General features: G+C 63.7%; 19 protein-coding genes. 13 read left to right on the top strand and 6 right to left on the bottom strand.

Annotated elements, in window-relative coordinates; genetic code table 11:
• Positions 1 to 81: 81 nt before the first annotated feature.
• From QRQ56_RS12550 to QRQ56_RS12540, 3 genes are read right to left on the bottom strand one after another with little or no spacing between them, the layout of a single operon-like run.
• Positions 82 to 957, bottom strand: coding sequence for an acyl-CoA acyltransferase (locus QRQ56_RS12550; protein ID WP_438741452.1), 876 nt, complete (start codon positions 955 to 957; stop codon positions 82 to 84).
• 37 nt (positions 958 to 994) lie between these two features.
• Entirely contained in the window at positions 995 to 1,975 is a 981-nt protein-coding gene (locus tag QRQ56_RS12545) for an amino acid--[acyl-carrier-protein] ligase (RefSeq protein WP_438740338.1), read from the bottom strand.
• A gap of 55 nt (positions 1,976 to 2,030) precedes the next feature.
• Positions 2,031 to 3,248 carry an acyl-CoA dehydrogenase family protein gene (locus QRQ56_RS12540; RefSeq protein ID WP_438740336.1) on the bottom strand — a complete coding sequence of 406 codons (1,218 nt, stop codon included), beginning with the start codon at positions 3,246 to 3,248 and terminating at the stop codon, positions 2,031 to 2,033.
• Positions 3,249 to 3,603: 355 nt separating this feature from the next.
• Here QRQ56_RS12540 and QRQ56_RS12535 point away from each other — a divergent pair, with 355 nt between their 5' ends.
• The 3 genes from QRQ56_RS12535 (at position 3,604) to mtnA (ending at position 6,173) form a co-directional block, all read left to right on the top strand.
• Positions 3,604 to 3,876: a phosphopantetheine-binding protein gene (locus QRQ56_RS12535; RefSeq protein ID WP_438740334.1), complete on the top strand. Its 273-nt coding sequence runs from the start codon at positions 3,604 to 3,606 to the stop codon at positions 3,874 to 3,876.
• Between the two features lie 281 nt (positions 3,877 to 4,157).
• On the top strand, positions 4,158 to 5,033 hold the full coding sequence (locus tag QRQ56_RS12530; RefSeq protein WP_438740332.1) for an S-methyl-5'-thioadenosine phosphorylase: 876 nt from the start codon (positions 4,158 to 4,160) through the stop codon (positions 5,031 to 5,033).
• Positions 5,034 to 5,066: 33 nt separating this feature from the next.
• Positions 5,067 to 6,173, top strand: coding sequence for an S-methyl-5-thioribose-1-phosphate isomerase (mtnA, locus tag QRQ56_RS12525; RefSeq protein ID WP_438740331.1), 1,107 nt, complete (start codon positions 5,067 to 5,069; stop codon positions 6,171 to 6,173).
• A gap of 150 nt (positions 6,174 to 6,323) precedes the next feature.
• Here mtnA and QRQ56_RS12520 read toward each other — a convergent pair whose 3' ends face one another.
• Positions 6,324 to 6,959 carry an HAD-IA family hydrolase gene (locus QRQ56_RS12520; protein WP_438740330.1) on the bottom strand — a complete coding sequence of 212 codons (636 nt, stop codon included), beginning with the start codon at positions 6,957 to 6,959 and terminating at the stop codon, positions 6,324 to 6,326.
• A 101-nt stretch (positions 6,960 to 7,060) separates the two neighbouring features.
• On the opposite strand from QRQ56_RS12520, the gene QRQ56_RS12515 reads away from it, so the two are divergent.
• Positions 7,061 to 7,804 carry a S1 family peptidase gene (locus tag QRQ56_RS12515; protein ID WP_438740328.1) on the top strand — a complete coding sequence of 248 codons (744 nt, stop codon included), beginning with the start codon at positions 7,061 to 7,063 and terminating at the stop codon, positions 7,802 to 7,804.
• Positions 7,805 to 7,929: 125 nt separating this feature from the next.
• Entirely contained in the window at positions 7,930 to 9,432 is a 1,503-nt protein-coding gene (locus QRQ56_RS12510; protein ID WP_438740326.1) for a flavin-containing monooxygenase, read from the top strand.
• Between the two features lie 227 nt (positions 9,433 to 9,659).
• Here the strand turns inward: QRQ56_RS12510 and QRQ56_RS12505 are convergent, their stop codons facing one another.
• Both QRQ56_RS12505 and QRQ56_RS12500 read right to left on the bottom strand, forming a co-directional pair.
• Positions 9,660 to 10,586, bottom strand: coding sequence for a response regulator (locus tag QRQ56_RS12505; RefSeq protein ID WP_438740324.1), 927 nt, complete (start codon positions 10,584 to 10,586; stop codon positions 9,660 to 9,662).
• Positions 10,570 to 13,941 (bottom strand): hybrid sensor histidine kinase/response regulator, encoded by a 3,372-nt coding sequence (locus QRQ56_RS12500; RefSeq protein ID WP_438740323.1) that lies wholly within the window; start codon positions 13,939 to 13,941, stop codon positions 10,570 to 10,572. Before QRQ56_RS12500 ends, QRQ56_RS12505 begins: the two co-directional genes overlap by 17 nt.
• A gap of 171 nt (positions 13,942 to 14,112) precedes the next feature.
• Here QRQ56_RS12500 and urtA point away from each other — a divergent pair, with 171 nt between their 5' ends.
• The 8 genes from urtA (at position 14,113) to QRQ56_RS12460 (ending at position 21,869) form a co-directional block, all read left to right on the top strand.
• The gene (gene urtA, locus QRQ56_RS12495; RefSeq protein WP_438740321.1) at positions 14,113 to 15,372 is read left to right on the top strand and encodes an urea ABC transporter substrate-binding protein; all 1,260 of its coding nucleotides are present in this window, start codon (positions 14,113 to 14,115) and stop codon (positions 15,370 to 15,372) included.
• 132 nt (positions 15,373 to 15,504) lie between these two features.
• Entirely contained in the window at positions 15,505 to 16,431 is a 927-nt protein-coding gene (gene urtB / locus QRQ56_RS12490) for an urea ABC transporter permease subunit UrtB (protein ID WP_438740319.1), read from the top strand.
• A 17-nt stretch (positions 16,432 to 16,448) separates the two neighbouring features.
• Complete coding sequence (urtC, locus tag QRQ56_RS12485; RefSeq protein WP_438740318.1) at positions 16,449 to 17,591, top strand: urea ABC transporter permease subunit UrtC; 1,143 nt, start codon at positions 16,449 to 16,451, stop codon at positions 17,589 to 17,591.
• A gap of 11 nt (positions 17,592 to 17,602) precedes the next feature.
• Entirely contained in the window at positions 17,603 to 18,358 is a 756-nt protein-coding gene (gene urtD, locus QRQ56_RS12480) for an urea ABC transporter ATP-binding protein UrtD (RefSeq protein WP_438740316.1), read from the top strand.
• 12 nt (positions 18,359 to 18,370) lie between these two features.
• Positions 18,371 to 19,060, top strand: coding sequence for an urea ABC transporter ATP-binding subunit UrtE (urtE, locus tag QRQ56_RS12475; RefSeq protein WP_438740314.1), 690 nt, complete (start codon positions 18,371 to 18,373; stop codon positions 19,058 to 19,060).
• A 28-nt stretch (positions 19,061 to 19,088) separates the two neighbouring features.
• The gene (gene fmdA / locus QRQ56_RS12470; protein WP_438740313.1) at positions 19,089 to 20,318 is read left to right on the top strand and encodes a formamidase; all 1,230 of its coding nucleotides are present in this window, start codon (positions 19,089 to 19,091) and stop codon (positions 20,316 to 20,318) included.
• Between the two features lie 92 nt (positions 20,319 to 20,410).
• Positions 20,411 to 20,788, top strand: a complete 378-nt coding sequence (locus QRQ56_RS12465; RefSeq protein WP_438740312.1) for an FmdB family zinc ribbon protein — start codon at positions 20,411 to 20,413, stop codon at positions 20,786 to 20,788.
• Between the two features lie 40 nt (positions 20,789 to 20,828).
• Complete coding sequence (locus QRQ56_RS12460; protein WP_438740310.1) at positions 20,829 to 21,869, top strand: aliphatic amidase; 1,041 nt, start codon at positions 20,829 to 20,831, stop codon at positions 21,867 to 21,869.
• Positions 21,870 to 21,919: the final 50 nt, after the last annotated feature.

Raw genomic sequence — 21,919 nt, 5'->3', positions numbered from 1 at the left:
CCCGGATGAGCGTAGCGATATCCGGGGTCGCCGCTCCCGCATGTCGCTGCGCTCATGCGGGCTACAGGGGTAAGCTCTGCCCTACGGCCCGTACAGCACCAGTTCCGTATCCGTGAGATCGCCGAGCTGCGGACGGTGCGGTCCCTTGAAATATTTGCGGCCGCGGCGTTCGGTATAAATACCGAGAAGGCCGGGAATGGGCCCATTGGTGTCGATCGCCACCGCGATCTTGCCGAGTCGCAGCAGCAGCCGGCCGATGCGGCCCGCGCAGTCCGCGTATTCCGCAGCGTTGCGGCAATAGATCAGCTTCATGGCCGGGGGGGCGATGAAGCCGCGGCGGATGCGCACCGGTTGCAGGATGAAGGGAAATGCGCCCTTCGGCGTGCGGCAGACCAGGCTGAGGCAGTTGTACCGCGCATGTCGTATCAGCAGCTCGGTCTCGGATTCCGAAAGCCCCTCGATGGTCTTGGCGTGGGGCGAGATGACCTCGATCTCGCTCCAGCGCGGCACCCGCGACAGCGCGGGCACCGAGAAGAAGATGCCGCGGCAATAGGCACGAAAGCCCTGGGTCTCGATGATCGGCCAGGTCCAGGGTGCCGGACTGATGTTGAAGTAGGTCACGTCCTTGTGCCGCTGCGCGATCTTGGTCAGCAGCGGAGCGTAGTTGCGGTAGGCTGGATCGACATACCAGCTCGACAGATTGCACTGAATGGCGGTCTCCTCGCCATTCTTGCGGGCGGTGTAGATCAGCAGCAGCACGCCGACCGGCGTGCCTTCGTTCTCGAGCATGTAGCCGAAGCGCGGATAGCCCTCCGGGACGGACCGGAACGCCTGTCGGCGTAGGCCCTGGATCCAATAGTTGCGCGAGCGGCCGACGAAGCCGCGCGTCAGCAAGTCCGCGATCGCTTCCGCGTCGGACTCGGTGATTTCGCGGCATCGGACCTTGGTGTGGATCACGCTCGTCTTACCCGTGGAAATGACAGGCCTCGTCTCGTTAGCGCCAGCCTTCGACATGTGCATCCGCCGTGACCTGCGGCTGCAGGCCCAGGATGTCCCGGACCTTGGCGGGCCAGGCGGAAAGGTCGGTGCCATGGGTATGGAACATGGCGACGGCGAGGCGGTCCATGCCGAAGGCGACGCAGCCCGTGTGCGCCGGCTCGCCATTGATGTCCTGGATGCCCCAGGTCGTGCCGAAATGCTCGCGGTGATAGTTGAAGCTCATGCACGCGGTCGGCTGCTCTTCGGAGCGCAGCGGAATGAGAAGCTCGAACTTGAGCTGCTGCTGCTTCTGGCTCACCGCCTTCATCTGGCCGACGCGGCCGAAGAACGGATCGCTGGCATAGTCGACACGGAAGGTGAGGCCGAGATCGGTCGCGATGTTCTGCGCGCGCACCATCCAGCGGTCGCGGAAATCGGAGACGTCGTCGGCCGTGCCGATGCAGACATATTCGCGCATCCGGAACGATTGCAGCCGGTCGAGATGCTTCGACGGCTCGCGGCGGAAGCAGTCGGCGGCGACGTCGAAGCGTAGGCCGCCCTTCGGCAGCTGGCCGCGGCTCGCGGCGATCGGATAGACCGGATAGCAGGCGGCCGGCGACAGCACAAGGTCGGCGGGCGACAGTGAACTGGTCCAGTCGCCGCCGGCATCGAAGCGGCTCACCGCGGCGTTGATTTCGCGTTCGGTGCCGTGCAGGCCGCAGACGCAGCCGAGCAGGTTCGGAAAGCTCTTGAGATAGCCGGATTTCTCCAGCTGCGCCCGGCTCATCACCGGCGGGAAGCGCATCATCTCGGTGCCGGCCTCGCGATGGCCGGTGATCAGGGTGGCGAGCTTCTCGACGACGCCTTCATAGAGCGCGGTGCGGGCATAGACGCCGTCGGCGCCCATGCGGTGAAACAGCTTGTCGGCGAGATGGTCGAGCGGGTCGATCATCTGCGGGGCGGTCGCGGGCGATTCGGGAAGGACGGCAATGGTCATGGGGCGATGTCCTGCTATTCTCAAAATTGTTCTTGTTGGTTCAGTCGCAAAGCACTTAGTCGCGAAGGCTCGACGGCACGCCGCTCATCAGCGTCGATGTCGCGGCATTGGCCAGAATGCGGTCGTTGTTGATCATGATCGGGGACGACAGCACGTCGCGCAGATGCCGGCCCATGGTGAACTCGCCGTCGTTGCGGTAGCCGGAGAGGCCGGCAGTGCGCATCGCATGCATCACGGTCTCGACCGCGAGCTCGGAGGCCTGGACCTTCAGAAGCGTGATCGAGGACTGGAAGTCGAGCGAGGCGAGTGCGCGCTCATCATGCTCGGCGCGGGCAAAGGCATCGATGTTGGCGGACAACAGCGCACGCAGTTTCGCCAGCGACATCTTGGCGGCGGTGAAATGGGCCGCGGCCGGCGGCATCTGGCCGCCGGAGCTGCGGGCCGCCTTGCGGATGAAGGCCTGCGCGCGGGTCACGGCAGCGGCGGCGATGCCGGCCCAGGCCGACGACCAGCACAGATGCGCGAACGGCGTCATGGTCTGGGCGTGGATCTTGTCATAGGATTCCGGGAAGACGCGGTCGGCGGGGCAGTCGACCTTCAGCTCGAAGCCGGTCGAGCAGGTGCCGCGCATGCCGAGCGTTTCCCAGCCCAGCGTCCGCTTCAGCGAGTAATCGTCCTTGGCGAGCGCCAGCAGCACCTGGTCGGAGGCGGCGGCTTCGGTGGCGCGGCGGGCGATGGTGACGAGACCGTCAGCCTCGGCGCCATAGGAGATCACGGTGGCGTCGCGCACCAGCGAGACGGTGTCGCCGGCGTGATCGACGGCTGCCGCGCTGGCGCGGATGTTGCCGCCGTTCTGGCCTTCGGTGGTGGAGGAGGCGAGCAGCCACTGGTCGCGGGCGACCCGGCGCATCATGGTCTCCATCCAGGGAATGCCGTGACCGTGCCTGATGACGCAGGCGACCTTGGTCTGGTGCATCGCGTAGATCATCGCGGTCGAGGCGCAGGCGCGTCCGAGCGTGTAGCAGATGTCGGTGACGTCGTAGATGGAGGCGCCGAAGCCGCCGAACTCGACCGGGATCATCACGCCGAGCAGCTTCTGCTCGCGGGCGACCTCGAAAGCCTTGTGCGGGAAACGGGCGTCGCGATCGACGGCGTCGGCGTCGGCTGCCGCGGCAGCTGCGGTCCGTGCGGCACGCTCGATCAGGGAGGGGCCCTGTTCGAGGAAGCTCGTCTGCGTTTCGTCGACAGTGAGGACTGCGTCACGCACGTTCATACTCGTCCGCCTCCGGTTTGCCGTTCGAGATCGCCGGCATCATTCGCGACGCCGCTGAAAGCGATCTTCCGGTCATCTTTGCTTGGGAAAGGAGGCTACGGATTTAATTCAAATTCGTCGATGAAATAGAGGGTAAACAAAGTCCAATTCCGAACGAACAGTTAAGGTCCGGTTGTTTGCATCCGCCGATTTTCAGGCATCGCGTTAGGATTCTGGAAGAACCCTGAAATCCAGACAATCTGAGTCATCGTTTACTAACAAACGCGAAGTATTGATGCCGCCCATTGCGGGACCGGCAGGCTGTGCCCATCCTAGGTGGAAGCCGGCCCGACCTTTGACAGACAGGAATTTGCCGATGCAAGCCTTTGATACCGAATTGCGCAATCGCGTCATCAAGCTGGTGAAGGGCATCCTCGAGCAGAATTCGCTCAGCGCGGACATCACGCCACAGGCCAAGCTGGTCGACGCTGGTCTGACCTCGATGGACATGGTCAATCTGATGCTCGGCGTCGAGGCCGAGTTCGACTTCACCATTCCCCAGTCCGAGATCACACCGGAGAATTTCCAGTCGGTCGAGACGCTGGAGCGGATGGTCGCGACCCAGCTGCAGCTGGCGAACGCGGCTTAACCGCGGGGACGCTGCTTTCTCCCCGGTGTCGTCCCTGCGCACGCAGGGACCCATACCGCGGAATCCATCGATCTTTGACGGTCGCCGTACCGAACTAGCAGCCTTCGCCAAACCACGGCCTGTGGTTATGGGTCCCTGCGTTCGCAGGGACAACACCGAGAGTGTGGCGACCGCTTCCGCCCCTCACAGCCCCGGCACCACCACCCCACCCCCGTTTCAAAACGGCCGCAAAACTGGCATAGCTTAACCATGTCGCACGTGGCGGACAGGGTGGAGCAGGCATGACGCAGGCGGTATTGGGCATCATCGGCGGCTCGGGCATCTATGACCTGCCGGGTCTCGAGGGTGCGCGCGAAGAGGTGATCAGGAGCCCGTGGGGCGAGCCGTCGGCGCCCGTGCGGCGTGGCACCATCGCCGGCCTGCCGATCGTGTTCCTGCCGCGGCACGACAAGGGCCACCGTCTGTCGCCCTCCGACATCAACTACCGCGCCAATATCGACGTGCTGAAGCGCGCCGGCGTCACCGACCTGATCTCGTTGTCGGCCTGCGGCTCCTTCAGGGAGGAACTGCCGCCCGGAACTTTCGTGCTCGTTGATCAGTTCGTCGACCGCACCCACAAGCGCGAGAGCTCGTTCTTCGGGCGAGGCTGCGTTGCGCATGTCTCGATGGCGCACCCGGTCTCGCCGCGGCTGCGCATTCATCTCGCCGCGGCTGCCGAAGCCGAAGGCATCGCGATCGCGCGTGGCGGCACGTATGTCTGCATGGAGGGGCCGCAATTCTCCACCTATGCGGAGAGCATGACCTACAAGACGGCGGGCTACTCCGTGATCGGCATGACCAACATGCCCGAGGCGAAGCTCGCGCGCGAGGCGGAGATCTGCTACGCCACGGTCGCGATGGTGACGGATTTCGACTGCTGGCATCCCGATCACGACGCCGTCACGGTGCAGGACATCATCCGCGTGCTCACGTCCAATGCCGACAGGGCGAAGGCGCTCGTGGCGCGGCTGGCCAAGGATTTTCCGCGCGAGCATGAGCTCTGCCCGATCGGTTCGGACCGCGCGCTCGACACCGCGCTGATCACGGCGCCCGAGGCGCGCGATCCCGAGCTTCTGAAGAAGCTCGACGCGGTGGCTGGGCGCATCCTGCGCGGTTGATGCGCAAGGCGAACAACGAAAAGGCAGAACGCCATGAAGGTCGACGGCAAGCATTTTCGCAGTATCTGGCGCGAGCGCGACGGCTGGTCGGTCGGCGCGATCGACCAGCGCCGGCTGCCGCATGAGTTCGTCGTCGCGAAGCTGACCTCTTGCGAGGACGCGGCGGTCGCGATCCGCGACATGCTGGTCCGCGGCGCGCCGCTGATCGGCGCTACCGCGGCCTATGGCATGGCGCTCGCGATGCGCGAGGATGCGTCCGACGCCGGCCTGAAACGCGCCTATGACACGCTGGTCGTGGCGCGACCGACGGCGATCAATCTGAAATGGGCGCTGGACGAGATGCGCCTGGCGCTCGCGCCGGTCGATCCGCTGGAGCGGGCCGAGGCGGCCTATGCGCGCGCCGACGAGATCGTCGAGCAGGACGTCGAGATCAACCGCGGCATCGCCGGCAACGGCCTCAAGCTGATCGAGGCGATCGCGGCGAAGAAGCCGGGCGAGACGGTCAACGTGTTGACCCATTGCAACGCCGGCTGGCTCGCGACCGTCGACTGGGGCACGGCGACGGCGCCGATCTATCTCGCGCATGAGCGTGGCATCAAGATCCATGTCTGGGTCGACGAGACGCGCCCGCGCAACCAAGGCGCCTCGCTCACCGCGTGGGAGCTCGGGCATCATGGCGTGCCGCACACCGTGATCCCCGACAACACCGGCGGACATCTGATGCAGCACGGCATGGTCGATCTCGCCATCGTCGGCACCGATCGCGTCGCCGCCAACGGCGATGTCTGCAACAAGATCGGCACCTATCTGAAGGCGCTCGCCGCGCACGACAATGGCGTGCCGTTCTACGTCGCGCTGCCGTCGCCGACGATCGATTTCGCCGTCGATGACGGCATCCGCGATATTCCGATCGAGCAGCGCAGCGGCGTTGAGGTCACCGACATGACCGGCCGCACCGCGGATGGAAGGCTGGAGACGGTGCGGATCGTGCCGGCGGGATCGCCGGTCGCGAACTACGCCTTCGACGTCACGCCGGCGCGCCTCGTCACCGGCCTGATCACCGAGCGCGGCGTGCTGAAGCCGGATCGTGCTGCACTGGCGGCGGCGTTCCCGGAGCGGATTGCCGCTGCGGCGGAATAGTCAGTTTGACCGGCGAGATGCTTCCACATCGTCATTGCGAGCGCAGCGAAGCAATCCAGGGTCTCTCCGCCGAAACACTCTGGATTGCTTCGTCGCCGGCGCAAAATTGCTTCGCAATTTTGCCGCGGGCTCCTCGCAATGACGGAGGTGCTACCCCAGCTTCAATCCCGTCGCCGCTTCCAGCTCGGCAATGGCCTGCGCGCCGCTCGTGACCTTGATCGTGGTCATGCCCATCTCGCGCGCGGGCTTCAAATTGACGCCGAGATCGTCGAGATAAACGCAGTTCTTCGGATCGACCTTCAACGTCTCGATCATCAGCTGGTAGATACGCGGGTCAGGCTTGCGAAGACCAATCTTGGCGGATTCGATCACGTGGTCGAACAGCACCATGACTTCGGCGATGTAAAGCGAGCGCCCGGTGAGGCTGCCGATGGCGTTGGCCGGCAGGTTGTTGGTGATGCAGCCGGTCTTGAATTGCGCCTTGATGCGCTTCAGGGCTTCGACCATTTCGGGGCGGAGATCGCCCTGCAGCAGCGGCAGCACCTCGCGGCCACGCACCTCGGCGCCGAGGGCGAGTGACTCCGCCGCGAACAGCTTGTCGAATGTCTCGATATCGACTTCGGCCCGCTCGAACTTGGCCCAGGCGTTTTCCAGATGATTGGCGGCATTGGTGCGCCGGATGATGTCGGCGGGCAAGCCGCGTTCCGTCTCGAACCGCGTAAACGCCTCGAACGGCGAGCTCGTTAGCACGCCGCCAAAATCAAAAATCACCGCCTCGGTCGCCACGATCCTGCCCTCGTCAATTCCTTTCCAAGAGGGCTAGCATGCGCTATCGGCAGGGGCCAGTCCGAAGCCATCCGTCGCCGCAAAGATCGAAGCGTGTTCCCATGAAGAAGCTTGCCATTCTCGTCGCCGCCGCGCTGCTCACGACGCCCGCTCATGCCATCGTCGGCGGCGGCACGCCGCAGGCTGATGGCGTTGCGCGCGCGGTCGTCACCATTGTCGGGTCGCGCGGCAATTCCTGCACCGGCACCCTGATCGCGCCAAAGATCGTGTTGACCGGCGCCCACTGTGTGCAACCGGGCGCGGACTACAAGATCGTCGATCGCAGCGGCGGCGCGCCACAATTGCTGAACGTGCGCACTGTCGCGATCCATCCGGGCTACAAAGCGCAGGTACATCGCGCTGGCGCAGACGTGGCGCTGCTGCAACTGGAAATTCCACTCAAGGGAAAATCGACAGTGCCGGTCGGCACGCCGAATATTCCAATCCGGGTAGGCAGCCGTTTCGTCATTGCCGGGACCGGCGTCACCGTGCGCGGTGACGGCAGGAGCGGCGGGGACACGCGCGTCGCCGGTCTCGTCGTTACAGGCCAGCCCGGCACGCTGCAGATCCGCCTGGTCGATCCCGTAACCAACGGTGTTCGCGACGGAATTGGCGCCTGTACCGGTGATTCCGGCGGCCCCGTATTCGAGGACAAGCCGGGCGGCGCCATGCTTGTCGGTGTCATCAGCTGGGCGACGGGTCCGAACGCGAGCGATGGTTGCGGCGGCCTGACCGGCGTCACGCCGCTCACGCTCTATCGCGACTGGATCTTGCAGACCGCGCGGAGCTGGGGTGCGGCGCTGTGATTTGACCGCGATTTGATCTATGTCATTTTGAAGCGGAAGCGCGGCGGGTGATCATGCCCGTCGCGGAGGAAACGCGTCGTCCGGTCAAGGACGGCCACAAAAACAAGCAAGGCATAGAAGCAACAATGAATGTCGCTGTTCGCAGTCACGCCACGGGCAAACAAGCTACCGAACATTTCGACGTGCTGATCGTCGGCGCCGGCATCTCCGGCATCGGCAGTGCCTACCACATCGAGAAGCAGCTTCCGGGAACGAGCTACGTCATCCTGGAGACTCAGGAGACGTTCGGCGGCACCTGGAGCACGCATCGCTATCCCGGCATTCGCTCGGACAGCGACCTCCACACCTTTGGCTACAGCTTCAAGCCCTGGGTGGGACCGCCGATCGCGACTGCCGAGGAAATCCTCTCCTATATGAAGGAGGTGATCGACGACAACGGTATCGCCAAGCACATCCGCTACAAGCACAAGATCAACTCCGCGAGCTGGTCGAGCGAGCAGAACCTCTGGACCATCGAGGCGGTGACGACCGATACCGGCGAGCCCAAGACCTTCACCGCGAACTTCCTCTGGATGTGCCAGGGCTATTACCGCCATTCGGAAGGCTACACGCCGGAATGGAAGGGCATGGACCGCTTCAAGGGGCGCATCGTCCATCCCCAGACCTGGCCCGATGATCTCGATCTCACGGACAAGAAGGTCGTCGTGATCGGCTCGGGCGCGACAGCGGCGACGCTGGTGCCGAACATCGCGGACAAATGCGCGCATGTTACCATGCTGCAGCGCTCGCCGACCTATTTCCGGCTCGGCCGCAACGCCATCGAGATCGCGGAAGAGTTGCGCCGGCTCCAGGTCGACGAGGCCTGGATCCACGAGATCGTGCGGCGAAAAATCCTGTTCGAGCAGGATGCCTTCACGAAGCTCTGCCTGTCCAAGCCAGAGCAGGTGAAGAAGGAGCTGATCGGCCAAATCAGCGCCGTGCTCGGCCCCGACTACGACGTCGAGACGCACTTCACGCCGACTTACCGACCGTGGCGACAGCGTATTGCCTTCGTGCCGGATGCCGACCTGTTCAAGGGCATCGCCAGCGGCAAGGCCTCCGTCGTGACCGACGAGATCGAGTGCTTCGTCGAGAACGGCATTCAGCTGAAATCGGGTAAGCTGCTGGAAGCAGATGTCATCGTCACCGCGACCGGCTTCAACCTTGCCGCGCTCGGCGACATCGCCTTCGAGATCGACGGCAAGCCGCTGGCGTTCGGCGACACCGTTACCTATCGCGGCATGATGTTCACAGGCGTGCCGAACATGGTCTGGGTGTTCGGTTATTTCCGCGCCAGCTGGACGCTGCGCGTCGACCTCGTCGCCGATTTCGTCTGTCGGCTGCTCGGCCACATGAAAGCAAAGGGCAAGAAGAAGGTCGAGGTGAGTTTGCGCGCCGAAGACCACAACATGCCGATCCTGCCCTGGATCGATCCGGAAAACTTCAATCCCGGCTACATGATGCGCAACATGGACGTGTTGCCCAAGCGCGGCGACAAGCCGGAATGGCAGCACAGCCAGGATTACTGGACCGAGAAGGACGAGATTCCGAAGACGGATTTGGACGACAAGGCGTTTGTCTACGGGTGAGGTGGGCAGGGGTGGGTTCGTGTGAGGTGCAGCAACGCTCACCACACACTCCACCGTCGTCCCTGCGAACGCAGGGACCCATAATCCCAGGAAGGAGTTTGGCGAAGATTCGTCGTTTGGTACTTCTTCTTCCTAAGACCGAGAGATCTCGCGGTATGGGTCCCGGCGTTCGCCGGGACGACACCGTTTGTTTGTCGGCCGGCGTGGCAACTCGTTCTGAGCCCTGCCTACGAATTCCGCCGCGTCGCATTGGTGGCAATCGCCGCGGCCGCCGTCCGGTTCTCCACGCCGAGCTTGGCGTAGATCTGCTCCAGATGCTTGTCGACGGTGCGGGGGCTGAGGCCTAGGATCTGCGCGATGTCGCGGTTGGTCTTGCCTTTGCTGAGCCAGGCCAGCACCTCGCCCTCCCTGGTGGTGAGGCCGAGCTCGCTGGAGAATTCGGGAGGAAGCGTGGTGCCGGATTCTCTGGAGAGCCGCAGCAGAAACTCGTTCGGCGCGGTTTCGCCCATGTAATAGAGCTTAAGCTGCGGATTGTCGGGCAGGGAGGCGCCTTGCGACTTCGCGCTGCCTTTGGCGCGGGCCTGCTCCAGCCATTGCAGCAGGGCCGGCGACAGCGCGAAGTCATCGGCCTGCGCACCCTGGTGGTCGGACAGCAGCTTCTGCGCCTGCGGCGTCGCCCAGAGCAAATGGCCCTGGCGGTTGACCGCGAACAGGAAGCGCCCGGAGACGTCGAGCGCGGCGCGCGCGCTCTGGGTCAGCCGCGCATTGCCGAGATGGACGCGGATGCGCGCCAACATCTCCTCGATCACGATCGGCTTCGTCACGTAGTCGACGCCGCCGGCCTCGAGCCCGCGCACGATGTGTTCGGTTTCGGCAAGGCCCGTCATGAAGATCACGGGGACATTGGCAAGGCCCGCATCGCGCTTGAGCCGGCGGCAGGTCTCGAAGCCGTCGATACCGGGCATCACGGCATCGAGCAGCACGATGTCGGGCGTGATCTGGTCGACGATACGCATCGCGGCCGCGCCGTCGAGCGCCACCATCACCGTCATGCCGGCGCCGTCAAGTGCGTCGGTGAGCAGCCGCAGCGTCTCCGGGGAGTCGTCGACGACGAGCGCGACGTCGCGCTTCTTCGTTTCAATGTTCATGCGCATGCAACGTCTTCAATGTGGCCATGTACCGGTCGAGATCGAAGCGATCGACCAGCGACCGCATCTGCGCGACGAAGTCGGCATGCTCGGGGTGCTCGCCGCCGATCTCGTCCAGCTTCAAATGAATGCCTTTGACATAGCCGATCTGACCGAGCGCCATCAGTGCCTCGATGTGCCGCGCCGGCGGTCTCGACCCGCTCTCGGGGCGCCAGAACGACACCGCGGTCTCGTCCGGGCCGTACTGCCATTCGATCTTCAGAAGCTGACGGATCGTTTCCAGCAGCCGCGGGATGTCGATCGGCTTCATCAGATAGCCGTCGTGGAAGGGTTGCGCCAGCGGCGCGCCATGGGCCTCGATCGCGCTTGCCGACACCATCAGGATGCGCGCCTGGTGATGGCCGCTGACGCGCAGGGCCTCGGCCACGGCCCAGCCGTCCATGGTGGGCATCGAAATGTCGAGCAGGAACATGTCGGGCCGGCAGTGCTGCGCCAGCGCCAGGCAGCCGGCTCCATCGGGCGCGCTGAGCAGGATGAAACCGAGCGGGGTCAGCACCTCGCGCAGGAGGTCACGATGCACGGGATCGTCGTCGGTGATCAGGATGGTCTTGCGCGGGCCGTGATAGCCCGAGATGGGCGCCTTTACCGGTGCGATGCGCTGGGGATTGGTGACCTCGGATAACAGCATCTTCACCTTGAACGTGCTGCCGGCGCCAACCGTGCTCGTGACCTTGATGTCGCCGCCCATCACCCCGGCGAGAAGCCTGCTGATGGTCAGGCCAAGGCCGGTGCCGGTCTGCGGCTGCGACACACCGAGCGCGCCGCGCTCGAAAGGCGCGAAAATGCGCTCGAGATCATCGCCCTGGATGCCGGGGCCGGTGTCGATCACTTCGAACTCGGCGACGGGGCTGCGATAGTGCACGACGAACTGCACACTGCCGGTCTGGGTGAACTTGATGGCGTTGGAGAGCAGATTGATCAGCACCTGGCGCAGCCGCTTCTCGTCGGCATAGACCACGAGCGGCAAACGCGACGGCCGCCGGAAGACGAAGTCGATGCCCTTGGCGGCGGCCTGCAGGCGGAACATGCCGACCAGCTGGTCGAGGAACTCGCCGAGGCGTACCTCGTCGCGCGATAGATACAGCCGCCCCGCCTCGATCTTGGAGATGTCCAGGATGCCGTCGATCAGGCCTGAAAGGTGGTCGGCGCTGCGGCGGACCACGCGGACCTGGTCGCGCGGTTTCGTGCTCAGCGTCGCATCCTGCTCCAGGAGCTGGGCGTAGCCGCTGATCGCGTTCAGCGGCGAGCGCAACTCGTGGCTCAGGCCAACCACGTAGCGGCTTTTGGCGAGGTTGGCGGATTCGGCGACCTCCTTGGCGCGCTGGAGCTCGGCGTCGGTGCGCTTGTGGGCGTCGATCTCCTGGATCAGCAGCGTGGTCTGCCGCCGCGTCTCGGCCTCGGCGGCGCGGCGGCTCTGCTGCGCCAGCACGAACAGCCACGCCACCACGCCGATGATGATGCTGAGCGAGAAGAACACCTTCCACAGCAGCTCGGAAACGAGCGCGTTCTCGCCATGCACGCTCGCCGATGTCTGCAGATAGATCAGCCCGAGCACCAGCGCGACGAGGCCGGCGGAGACCGCGAATACGCCGACATAGTGTCCGAGCTGCGAGTTGATCCGCGCGTAGATCGGCTGCGGCATCAGCTTGCCCAGGGTCTCCGACACCTGCACCTGGATCCGCGCGTGCGGCTTGCAGAGATCATGGCAGCGAGCGTCCAGCGAGCAGCACAGGGAGCAGATCGGCCCGGCATATGCGGGGCAGGACGCCATGTCTTCCGGCTCGAACGTGTGCTCGCAGATGCAGCATTGGATTGCCTCGAGGTTCTGCCAGCTCCGCTTCGGCTTGCGCGCGATGTAGTATTTGCCGTCGGTGGCCCAGGCAATCAACGGCGCGGCGACGAAGGCGACTGCGAGCGCCAGGAACGCCGACAGTGCCTTCGCGGTCGGTCCGAACAGGCCGTAAAAGGCGCTGATGGAGACGATCGTCGCGATCGTCATCGCGCCCACGCCGACCGGATTGATGTCGTAGAGATGCGCGCGCTTGAATTCGATCTGCTGCGGGCGTAGGCCCAGGGGCTTGTTGACGACGAGATCGGCGACCAGCGCGCCGACCCAGGCGATCGCGACGTTGGAATAGAGCGCCAGCGTCTGCTCCAGGGCCTTGTAGACGCCGATCTCCATCAGCAGCAGCGCCACGATGACGTTGAAGACCAGCCAGACCACGCGGCCGGGATGGCTGTGGGTCAGGCGCGAGAAGAAGTTCGACCAGGCGATCGAGCCGGCATAGGCGTTGGTGACGTTGATCTTCACCTGCGACAGGATCACGAAGGTGCCGGTCAAGGCCAGCGCGAGGTCGGGCTGCGACAGCACGTAACGAAACGCTTCGAGATACATGTGCGCCGGTTCGGCCGCCTCCTCGGGCGGCACGCCGTGGCTGAGCGCGAAGAAGGCGAGGAACGAGCCCGCGAGGAGCTTCAGCGCGCCGAGCACGATCCAGCCCGGTCCCGCGCTCATCAGCGCCAGCCACCAGGAGGCCCTCGAGGCGCGGCGGTCACGCGGCAGGAACCGCAGGAAGTCGACCTGCTCGCCGATCTGCGCCACCAGCGAAAACACCACGGAGGCCGCAACCCCGAACAGCAGCAGATCGAACTGGCCGTTGAGATCGCCGTGCTCGCCGGCAAATTTGCGCCATTCCGTGAAGGAGTGCGGATTGTGCCAGGCGATCGCCGCGAACGGGATGATGTGGAGCACGATCCACAGCGGCTGCGTCCACAATTGGAACCGGCTGATCAGCGTGATGCCGTAAGCCACCAGCGGGATGATGACGACGGCGCTGATGAGATAGCCGATCGGCCGGGGAATCCCGAAGCACATCTCGAGCGCCGACGCGAGGATCACGGCTTCGATGGCGAAGAAGATGAAGGTGAAGGACGCGTAGATCAGCGACGTGACGGTCGAGCCGATATAACCGAACCCGGCGCCGCGGGTCAGCAGATCGATGTCGATGCCGCATTTGGCGGCATGATAGGCGATCGGCACGCCACAGCAGAAGATGACGAGGGAGACCACGAGGATCGCGGCGGTCGCGTTGGTGACGCCATAGTTCAGGGTGATGGTGCCGCCGATCGCCTCCATCGCCAGGAACGAGATCGCGCCCAGCGCCGTGTTGGCGACCCGGGCGGCTGACCAGCGGCGCGCGCTCTTGGCGGTGAAGCGGAGCGCGTAGTCCTCCAGCGTCTGGTTGGCGACCCACTGGTTGTACTGGCGCCTGACGCGGTCTATTCGCTGCCGCCCTGCCACGCTTTACCCCACTCCCGATACGGACCCCGGATCCCTCGCAAATTCCGTACCAAAAGCCTACGTCGGCATTTTGCGGTGCAGTATACGCGATCTTGCGTATGCTTTCGCTGCCCGGATCCGAGCCATCCTCACCGCACCAATCGCGTGTTCTCGAACAAAAGTGGGGTGCTCATGTCGGACGAAGCAAACAAGGGCCTGTTGTCGCCGCTTCGGCGCAAGCTATTGATGGGAATGGCCGCCGTGCCGGCCATGACGATGCTGCCGCGGGGGGCATTTGCCCAGGCCCCGGCGACCTCGGCGGTCAACACCACCGGTCTTGCGGTCACCGACACCGAAGTGACGGTCGGCATCCTGCATTCGGCGACCGGCACCATGGCCATCTCCGAAACCGGCTCGATCCAGGCCGAAAAGCTCGCCATCGAGCAGATTAACGCCGCCGGCGGCGTGCTCGGGCGCAAGATCAAGTTCATCCAGGAGGACGGCGCCAGCGATTGGCCGACCTTCGCGGAAAAGGCCAAGAAACTCCTGGTCAACGACAAGGTCGCGGCCATCATGGGCTGCTGGACCTCCGCCTCGCGCAAGGCGGTGCTGCCGGTCGTCGAGCAATATAACGGCATGCTCTACTACCCGACCTTCTACGAAGGCCTCGAGCAGTCCAAGAACGTCATCTACACCGGCCAGGAAGCGACCCAGCAGATCCTCGCCGGCCTGAACTGGATCGCCAAGGAGAAGGGCGCGAAATCGTTCTTCTTCATCGGCTCCGACTACATCTGGCCGCGTACCTCGAACAAGATCGCGCGCAAGCACGTCGAGAACGTGCTGAAGGGCAAGGTCGTCGGTGAGGAATATTATCCGCTCGGCAACACCCAGTTCAATTCGGTCATCAACAAGATCAAGCTGACCAAGCCCGACGTCATCTTCACCGACGTCGTCGGTGGCTCGAACGTCGCGTTCTACAAGCAGCTCAAGGCGGCAGGCATCGACCTCTCCAAGCAGGCGCTGCTGACGATCTCGGTGACCGAAGACGAGATCGACGGCATCGGCGGCGAGAACATCGCGGGCGCCTATGCCTGCATGAAGTACTTCCAGTCGCTCGACAATGCCAACAACAAGGCCTTTGTGTCGGCGTTCAAGAAGATGTGGGGCGAGAAGACCGTCATCGGAGACGTCACCCAGGCTGCCTATCTCGGTCCGTGGCTGTGGAAGTTGACGGTCGAGAAGGCCGGCTCCTTCGACGTCGACAAGATCGCTGCGGCTTCGCCGGACGTCGAGTTCAAGGGGGCGCCGGAAGGGTACGTACGCATCCATCCGAACCATCACCTCTGGTCGAAGACCCGCGTCGGCCGCGCCAAGCTCGATGGTCAGTTCGAGCTGATCTACGAGACCGCCGATCTCGTCGAGCCGGATCCGTTCCCCAAGGGATATCAGTAAGAGGCCGCGTCAGTCGCGGCATCTCAACCAGCTCAGCCTCTCCCTGGCGTGGATTGCAAGTCCACGCCGCAAGACCCCGCGTCGCGACTCTGCATCGCGACGCGGGACCCTTATCCCCGACGGAGGACATCGATGTTCGGCGACTATTCGCTTGGTGATCTCGGCTCCATCTTCGTCATGCAGGGCTTTGCCGGACTGATCCTGTTCTCGGTCTATGTCCTGATGGCGCTCGGGCTTGCCATCATCTTCGGCCAGATGGGCGTCATCAACATGGCCCATGGCGAGTTCATGATCCTCGGGGCCTACGTCACCTGGATGACCTCCAATCTGTTCCAGGCCTATCTGCCGAGCCTGTTCGCCGGCTACTTCTTCCTCGCGATGATACTGGCCTTCCTCGCATCCGGTGCGCTCGGAATGCTGGTGGAATGGGCGCTGATACGGCATCTCTACAAGCGCCCGCTCGACACGCTGCTCGCCACCTGGGGCCTCAGCCTGATGCTGCAGCAGGCCTACCGCTCGGTGTTCGGCGCGCGCGAGGTCGGCGTCGAACTGCCGCAATGGATGCTCGGTTCGCTGCACGTCACCGAGAGCATCGAAGTGCCGATCAACGGCGTCTTCGTGATGTGTCTCACCCTGCTGATCACCATCTCCGTCGCCTACGTTCTCTACCTGTCGCGCTGGGGCCGCCAGGTACGCGCGGTCGTGCAGAACCGCATCATGGCCGGCGCCGTCGGCATCAACACCGAGAAGGTGGATCGCCTCACCTTTGGCCTCGGCTGCGGCATCGCCGGCGTCGCCGGGAGCGCCTTCACGATGATCGGCTCGACCGGGCCGACGTCGGGACAGCTCTACATCGTCGACACGTTCCTGGTCGTCGTGTTCGGCGGCGCCGCCAGCCTGCTCGGCACCATTGCCTCCGCCTTCTCGATCTCGCAGACGCAATCGACGCTCGAATTCTTCATGTCGGGTTCGATGGCCAAGGTGCTCACGCTGCTCGCGGTCGTCGGCATCCTGATGCTGCGCCCGCAGGGTCTCTTCGCCCTCAAGGTTCGCAAATAACGAGAAGCAGGCAAGTCATGATCATCAACTCACGCTTCTTCAATCGCTCCGAACTCATGGGCTTCATTGCTCTCGCCGCCGTGCTGTTCGTGATCCTGCCGCTGACGCTCGACGTGTTCCGCCTCAACCTGGTCGCGAAATACCTGACTTACGCCTTCGTCGCGCTCGGTCTCGTATTGTGCTGGGGCTATGGCGGCATTCTGAGCCTGGGGCAGGGCGTGTTCTTCGGCCTCGGCGGCTATTGCATGGCGATGTTCCTTAAGCTCGAGGCCTCGAGCGTCGAGAACACCAAGATCCAGTCGACGCCGGGCATTCCCGATTTCATGGACTGGAATCAGATCACGTCGTTGCCGCTATTCTGGCAGCCGTTCCACAGCCTCACCTTCACCATACTCGCCATCATCCTGGTGCCCGGCGTGTTCGCCCTGATCATCGGCACCGCGATGTTCAAGCGCCGGGTCGGCGGCACCTATTTCGCGATCATCACCCAGGCCGTCGCCGCCATCCTCACCATCCTGATCGTGGGTCAGCAGGGCTACACCGGCGGTATCAACGGTATGACCGATCTGCGCACGCTCAAGGGCTGGGACATCCGGCCCGACCACGCCAAGATCATCCTGTACTTCGTCGAGGTGGTGCTGCTGTTCGCCTGCATCGGCATCGCGCAGTTCATCCGCCTGACCAAGCTCGGCCGCATCCTCGTGGCGATGCGCGAGCAGGAGGACCGTGTCCGCTTCTCCGGCTACAGCGTCGCCAATTTCAAGATCTTCGCCTTCTGCATGGCCGCGGTCTTCGCCGCGATCGGCGGCGCCATGTTCGCGCTCAATGTCGGTTTCATGTCGCCGTCCTTCGTCGGCATCGTGCCGTCGATCGAGATGGTGATCTACACCGCGGTCGGCGGGCGCATGTCGATCTTCGGCGCGATCTGGGGCGCGATTCTGGTGAACTTCGCCAAGACCAGCCTGTCGGAATCCTTCCCGCAGCTTTGGCTGTTCGGCCTCGGCGCGCTGTTCATTGCGGTCGTGCTCGCCTTCCCGAACGGCCTGTCCGGGCTGTGGGCCGACTATGTCCAGCCGCGCATCGACCGGCTGTTCGCCTCGCGCAAGTCGAAGCCGGACTGGAACGACAATTCGGTCGCCGACGGCGCGCCGGCAGAGTGAGGAGATAGGTCATGCTCGTTGGACACCAGCCCAAGGATTTCCTGCTCGCCGTCTCCGGACTGACCGTCTCGTTCGACGGGTTCAAGGCGGTCAACGATCTCTCCTTCTACGTCGAGGAGAACGAGATCCGCGTCATCATCGGTCCCAACGGAGCCGGCAAGACCACGGTGCTCGATCTGATCTGCGGCAAGACCAGGGCGACCTCGGGCTCGATCCAGTTTCGTGGCAAGGAGCTCACGAAGATGCGGGAGAACGAGATCGTGCAGACCGGCGTCGGGCGCAAATTCCAAACGCCTTCGGTGTTCGAGGACCTCACCGTGTTCGAGAACCTCGAGATCTCGTTCCCGCGCGGGCGCACCGTGTTCGGCTCGCTGACCTTTCAGCGCGACCAGCTCGTGAAGGATCGAGTGGAGGAGGTCGCCGAGATGATCTTCCTGAAAGAGAAGCTCAACACCTATGCCGACGAGCTCAGCCACGGCCAGAAGCAATGGCTCGAGATCGGCATGCTGCTGATCCAGGACCCGGACTTGCTGATGCTCGACGAGCCCGTCGCCGGCATGAGCGTGTCCGAGCGCGTCAAGACCGCCGAATTGCTCAACCGCATCATCAAGAACCGTTCGGTGCTGGTGATCGAGCACGACATGAAGTTCGTCGAGGACATCGCGCACAAGGTCACCGTGCTGCACCAGGGCCAGATCCTCTCCGAGGGGACGATGGAGAAGGTGAAGAACGATCCCAAGGTCGTCGAAGTCTATCTCGGGCACTAAGGAGGCGTGACGATGCTGGCAATTTCTGACCTCCACGTCGCCTACGGCCAGAGCGAGGTACTGCACGGGCTCAACGTCAAGGTGGCGCCCAACGAGATCGTCGCGATCATGGGTCGCAACGGCATGGGCAAGACCACGCTGATGAAGTCGCTGATGGGCATTTTGCCGGCGAAGAGCGGCTCGGTGACCATGGACGGCGCCGAGCTCGGCGGCCTCAGGAGCTATGAGCGCGTCGCCAAGGGCCTCGCCTACGTGCCGCAGGGCCGCATGATTTTCTCCACCATGACGGTGAAGGAGAACATCGAGACCGGCCTCGTCGTCGCCGGCGAATCCGAGGTGCCCGGCGACATCTACGAACTGTTTCCGGTGTTGCTCGAGATGAAAGACCGCCGTGGCGGCAATCTCTCGGGCGGCCAGCAGCAGCAGCTTGCCATCGCCCGCGCGCTCGCGACCAAGCCCAAGGTGCTGCTGCTGGACGAGCCGACCGAGGGCATCCAACCCTCGATCATCAAGGACATGGCGCGCACGCTGAAGCGCATCCGCGACGAGAAGGGGCTCTCGATCGTCGTGTCCGAGCAGGTCCTGAGCTTCGCCCTCGAGATCGCCGACCGGGTGCTGGTGATCGAGAACGGCGAGATCGTGCGCGACGATCCACGCGACGCCGTCGATGCCGCGCAGGTCTCGAAATATCTGTCCGTCTAACCAACCGTAGTAAAAGGGGAGCATCTCGATGCCAGAGACACTGATCAAGGTCGATCTCACCAAGTCGGCCTATGAAAATGACATGGTGCACAACCGCTGGCATCCCGACATTCCGATCGTGGCCTGGGTCAATCCCGGCGACGATTTCATCATCGAGACCTATGACTGGACCGGCGGCTTCATCAAGAACAACGATTCGGCCGACGACGTGCGCGACATCGACCTGTCGATCGTGCACTTCCTGTCCGGTCCGATCGGCGTCAAGGGCGCCGAGCCCGGCGACCTCCTCGTGGTCGACCTGCTCGACGTCGGCCCGATGAAGGAGAGCCTGTGGGGCTTCAACGGCTTCTTCTCCAAGCAGAACGGCGGCGGCTTCCTAACCGATCATTTCCCGCTGGCGCAGAAGTCGATCTGGGACATCAAGGGCCTCTACACCTCGTCGCGCCACATCCCCGGCGTCAACTTCGCCGGCCTGATCCATCCCGGCCTGATCGGCTGCCTGCCCGATCCGAAGATGCTGGAGACCTGGAACAAGCGCGAGGCCGAGCTGATCTCGACCAACCCGACCCGCGTGCCCGGCCTCGCCAACCCGCCGTTCGCGGCGACGGCCCATGGTGGCCGCGCCAAGGGCGACGTCAAGGCCAAGATCGGGGCCGAAGGTGCGCGCACCGTGCCGCCGCGCGAGCATGGCGGCAATTGCGACATCAAGGATCTCTCGCGCGGCTCGAAGATCTACTTCCCGGTCTATGTGCCCGGCGCGGGCCTGTCGATGGGAGATCTGCACTTCAGCCAGGGCGACGGCGAGATCACCTTCTGCGGCGCGATCGAGATGGCCGGCTGGCTGCATCTGAAGGTCGAGGTGATCAAGGACGGCATGTCGAAATACGGCATCAAGAACCCGATCTTCAAGCCGTCGCCGATCACGCCGAACTACAAGGACTATCTGATCTTCGAAGGCATCTCGGTGGACGAGGCCGGCAAGCAGCATTATCTCGACGTCCACATCGCCTACCGCCAGGCTTGTCTCAACGCCATCGAATATCTGAAGAAGTTCGGCTATTCCGGCGCGCAGGCCTATTCGATCCTCGGCACCGCGCCGTGCCAGGGCCATATCTCCGGCGTGGTCGACGTGCCCAATGCCTGCGCCACATTGTGGCTGCCGACGGAGATCTTCGACTTCGACGTGATGCCGTCGGCGGCGGGACCCATCAAGCACATCACCGGCGATATCCAGATGCCGATCTCGCCGGACAAATGACGCCAGCGCTCCCTCTCCCCGTTCTCACGGGGAGGGGGTTGGCGTGAGGGCTGTCTCCACACGCGCGGTCACCAAATGCGTAGGAATCAACAATGCCGGTCTACGAATATCTCTGTGACGATTGCGGGCCCTTCAAGGATCTGCGCCCGATGGCGGAATGCGACGATCCGCAGAATTGTCCGCGCTGCGAGACCATGGCGCCGCGCGTGATCCTGACCGCTCCGAATTTCTTCTGCATGCCGTCAGACAAGCGCAAAGCGCACGCTGTCAACGAGCGCAGCTCGCACGCGCCGCAGACGCTGGCGCAATACAAGGCCTCGCATGGTCCAGGCTGCGGCTGCTGCTCGTCGGGCAAGACGGTCAAGGACAAGGGCGCGTCGGACAAGAAGAAGCCGGCGCGGCTGGTGACCAAGACCAGGAGCGGCGCCAAGGGTTTCCCGACGGCGCGACCCTGGATGATCAGCCACTAGCGCAAAGACCTCGAACAAGCAAAAGACAGGAGCGTTCAACATGCTTCACGGCGACATTTCCAGCAGCAACGACACGGTCGGCGTTGCGGTGGTCAATTACAAGATGCCTCGCCTGCACACCAAGGCCGAAGTACTCGATAACGCCCGCAAGATCGCAGACATGCTGGTGGGCATGAAGGCCGGACTGCCCGGCATGGATCTGGTGATCTTCCCGGAATATTCCACGCAAGGCATCATGTACGACTCCAAGGAGATGTACGAGACGGCGTGCTCGGTGCCCGGCGAAGAGACCGCCATCTTCGCCGAGGCCTGCCGCAAGGCGAAAGTCTGGGGCGTGTTCTCGCTGACCGGCGAGCGTCACGAGGAGCATCCGCACAAGGCGCCCTACAACACGCTGATCCTGATGAACGACAAGGGCGAGATCGTTCAGAAGTATCGCAAGATCATGCCGTGGGTGCCGATCGAGGGCTGGTATCCCGGCAATTGCACCTATGTCTCCGAAGGTCCGAAGGGCATGAAGGTCAGCCTGATCATATGCGACGATGGCAATTTTCCGGAGATCTGGCGTGACTGCGCCATGAAGGGCGCGGAGCTGATCGTGCGCTGCCAGGGCTACATGTATCCGGCCAAGGAGCAGCAGGTGATGATCTCCAAGGCGATGGCGTGGGCCAACAACGTCTATGTCGCGGTCGCCAATGCCGCCGGTTTCGACGGCGTCTATTCCTACTTCGGTCACTCCGCGATCATCGGCTTCGATGGCCGCACGCTCGGCGAATGCGGCGAGGAGGATTACGGCATCCAGTACGCGCAGCTCTCGAAGCACCTGATCCGCGACGCGCGCCGCAACGGCCAGTCGCAGAACCATCTCTACAAGCTGGTCCACCGCGGCTACACCGGCATGATCAATTCCGGCGACAGCCCGCGCGGCGTCGCGGCATGTCCCTATGATTTCTACAAGAACTGGATCAAAGATCCCGAAGGCACGCGCGACATGGTCGAGGCGATGACCCGTTCGACGCCGGGGACCGACGAGTGCCCGATCGAGGGCATCCCGAACGGCTCGTCGCCGAGCAACTATTGAGCTCGTGCTGGCGCTACGAGGTCGATGACCAGTCCCTGATGTGAACGGCC

The sequence above is a fragment of the Bradyrhizobium sp. U531 genome, from assembly GCF_051710265.1.
In the GTDB taxonomy this organism is placed as follows: Bacteria; Pseudomonadota; Alphaproteobacteria; order Rhizobiales; family Xanthobacteraceae; genus Bradyrhizobium.
Note: the sequence above shows the minus strand (reverse complement) of the source record. Positions and strands in the feature narration are given on the sequence as shown.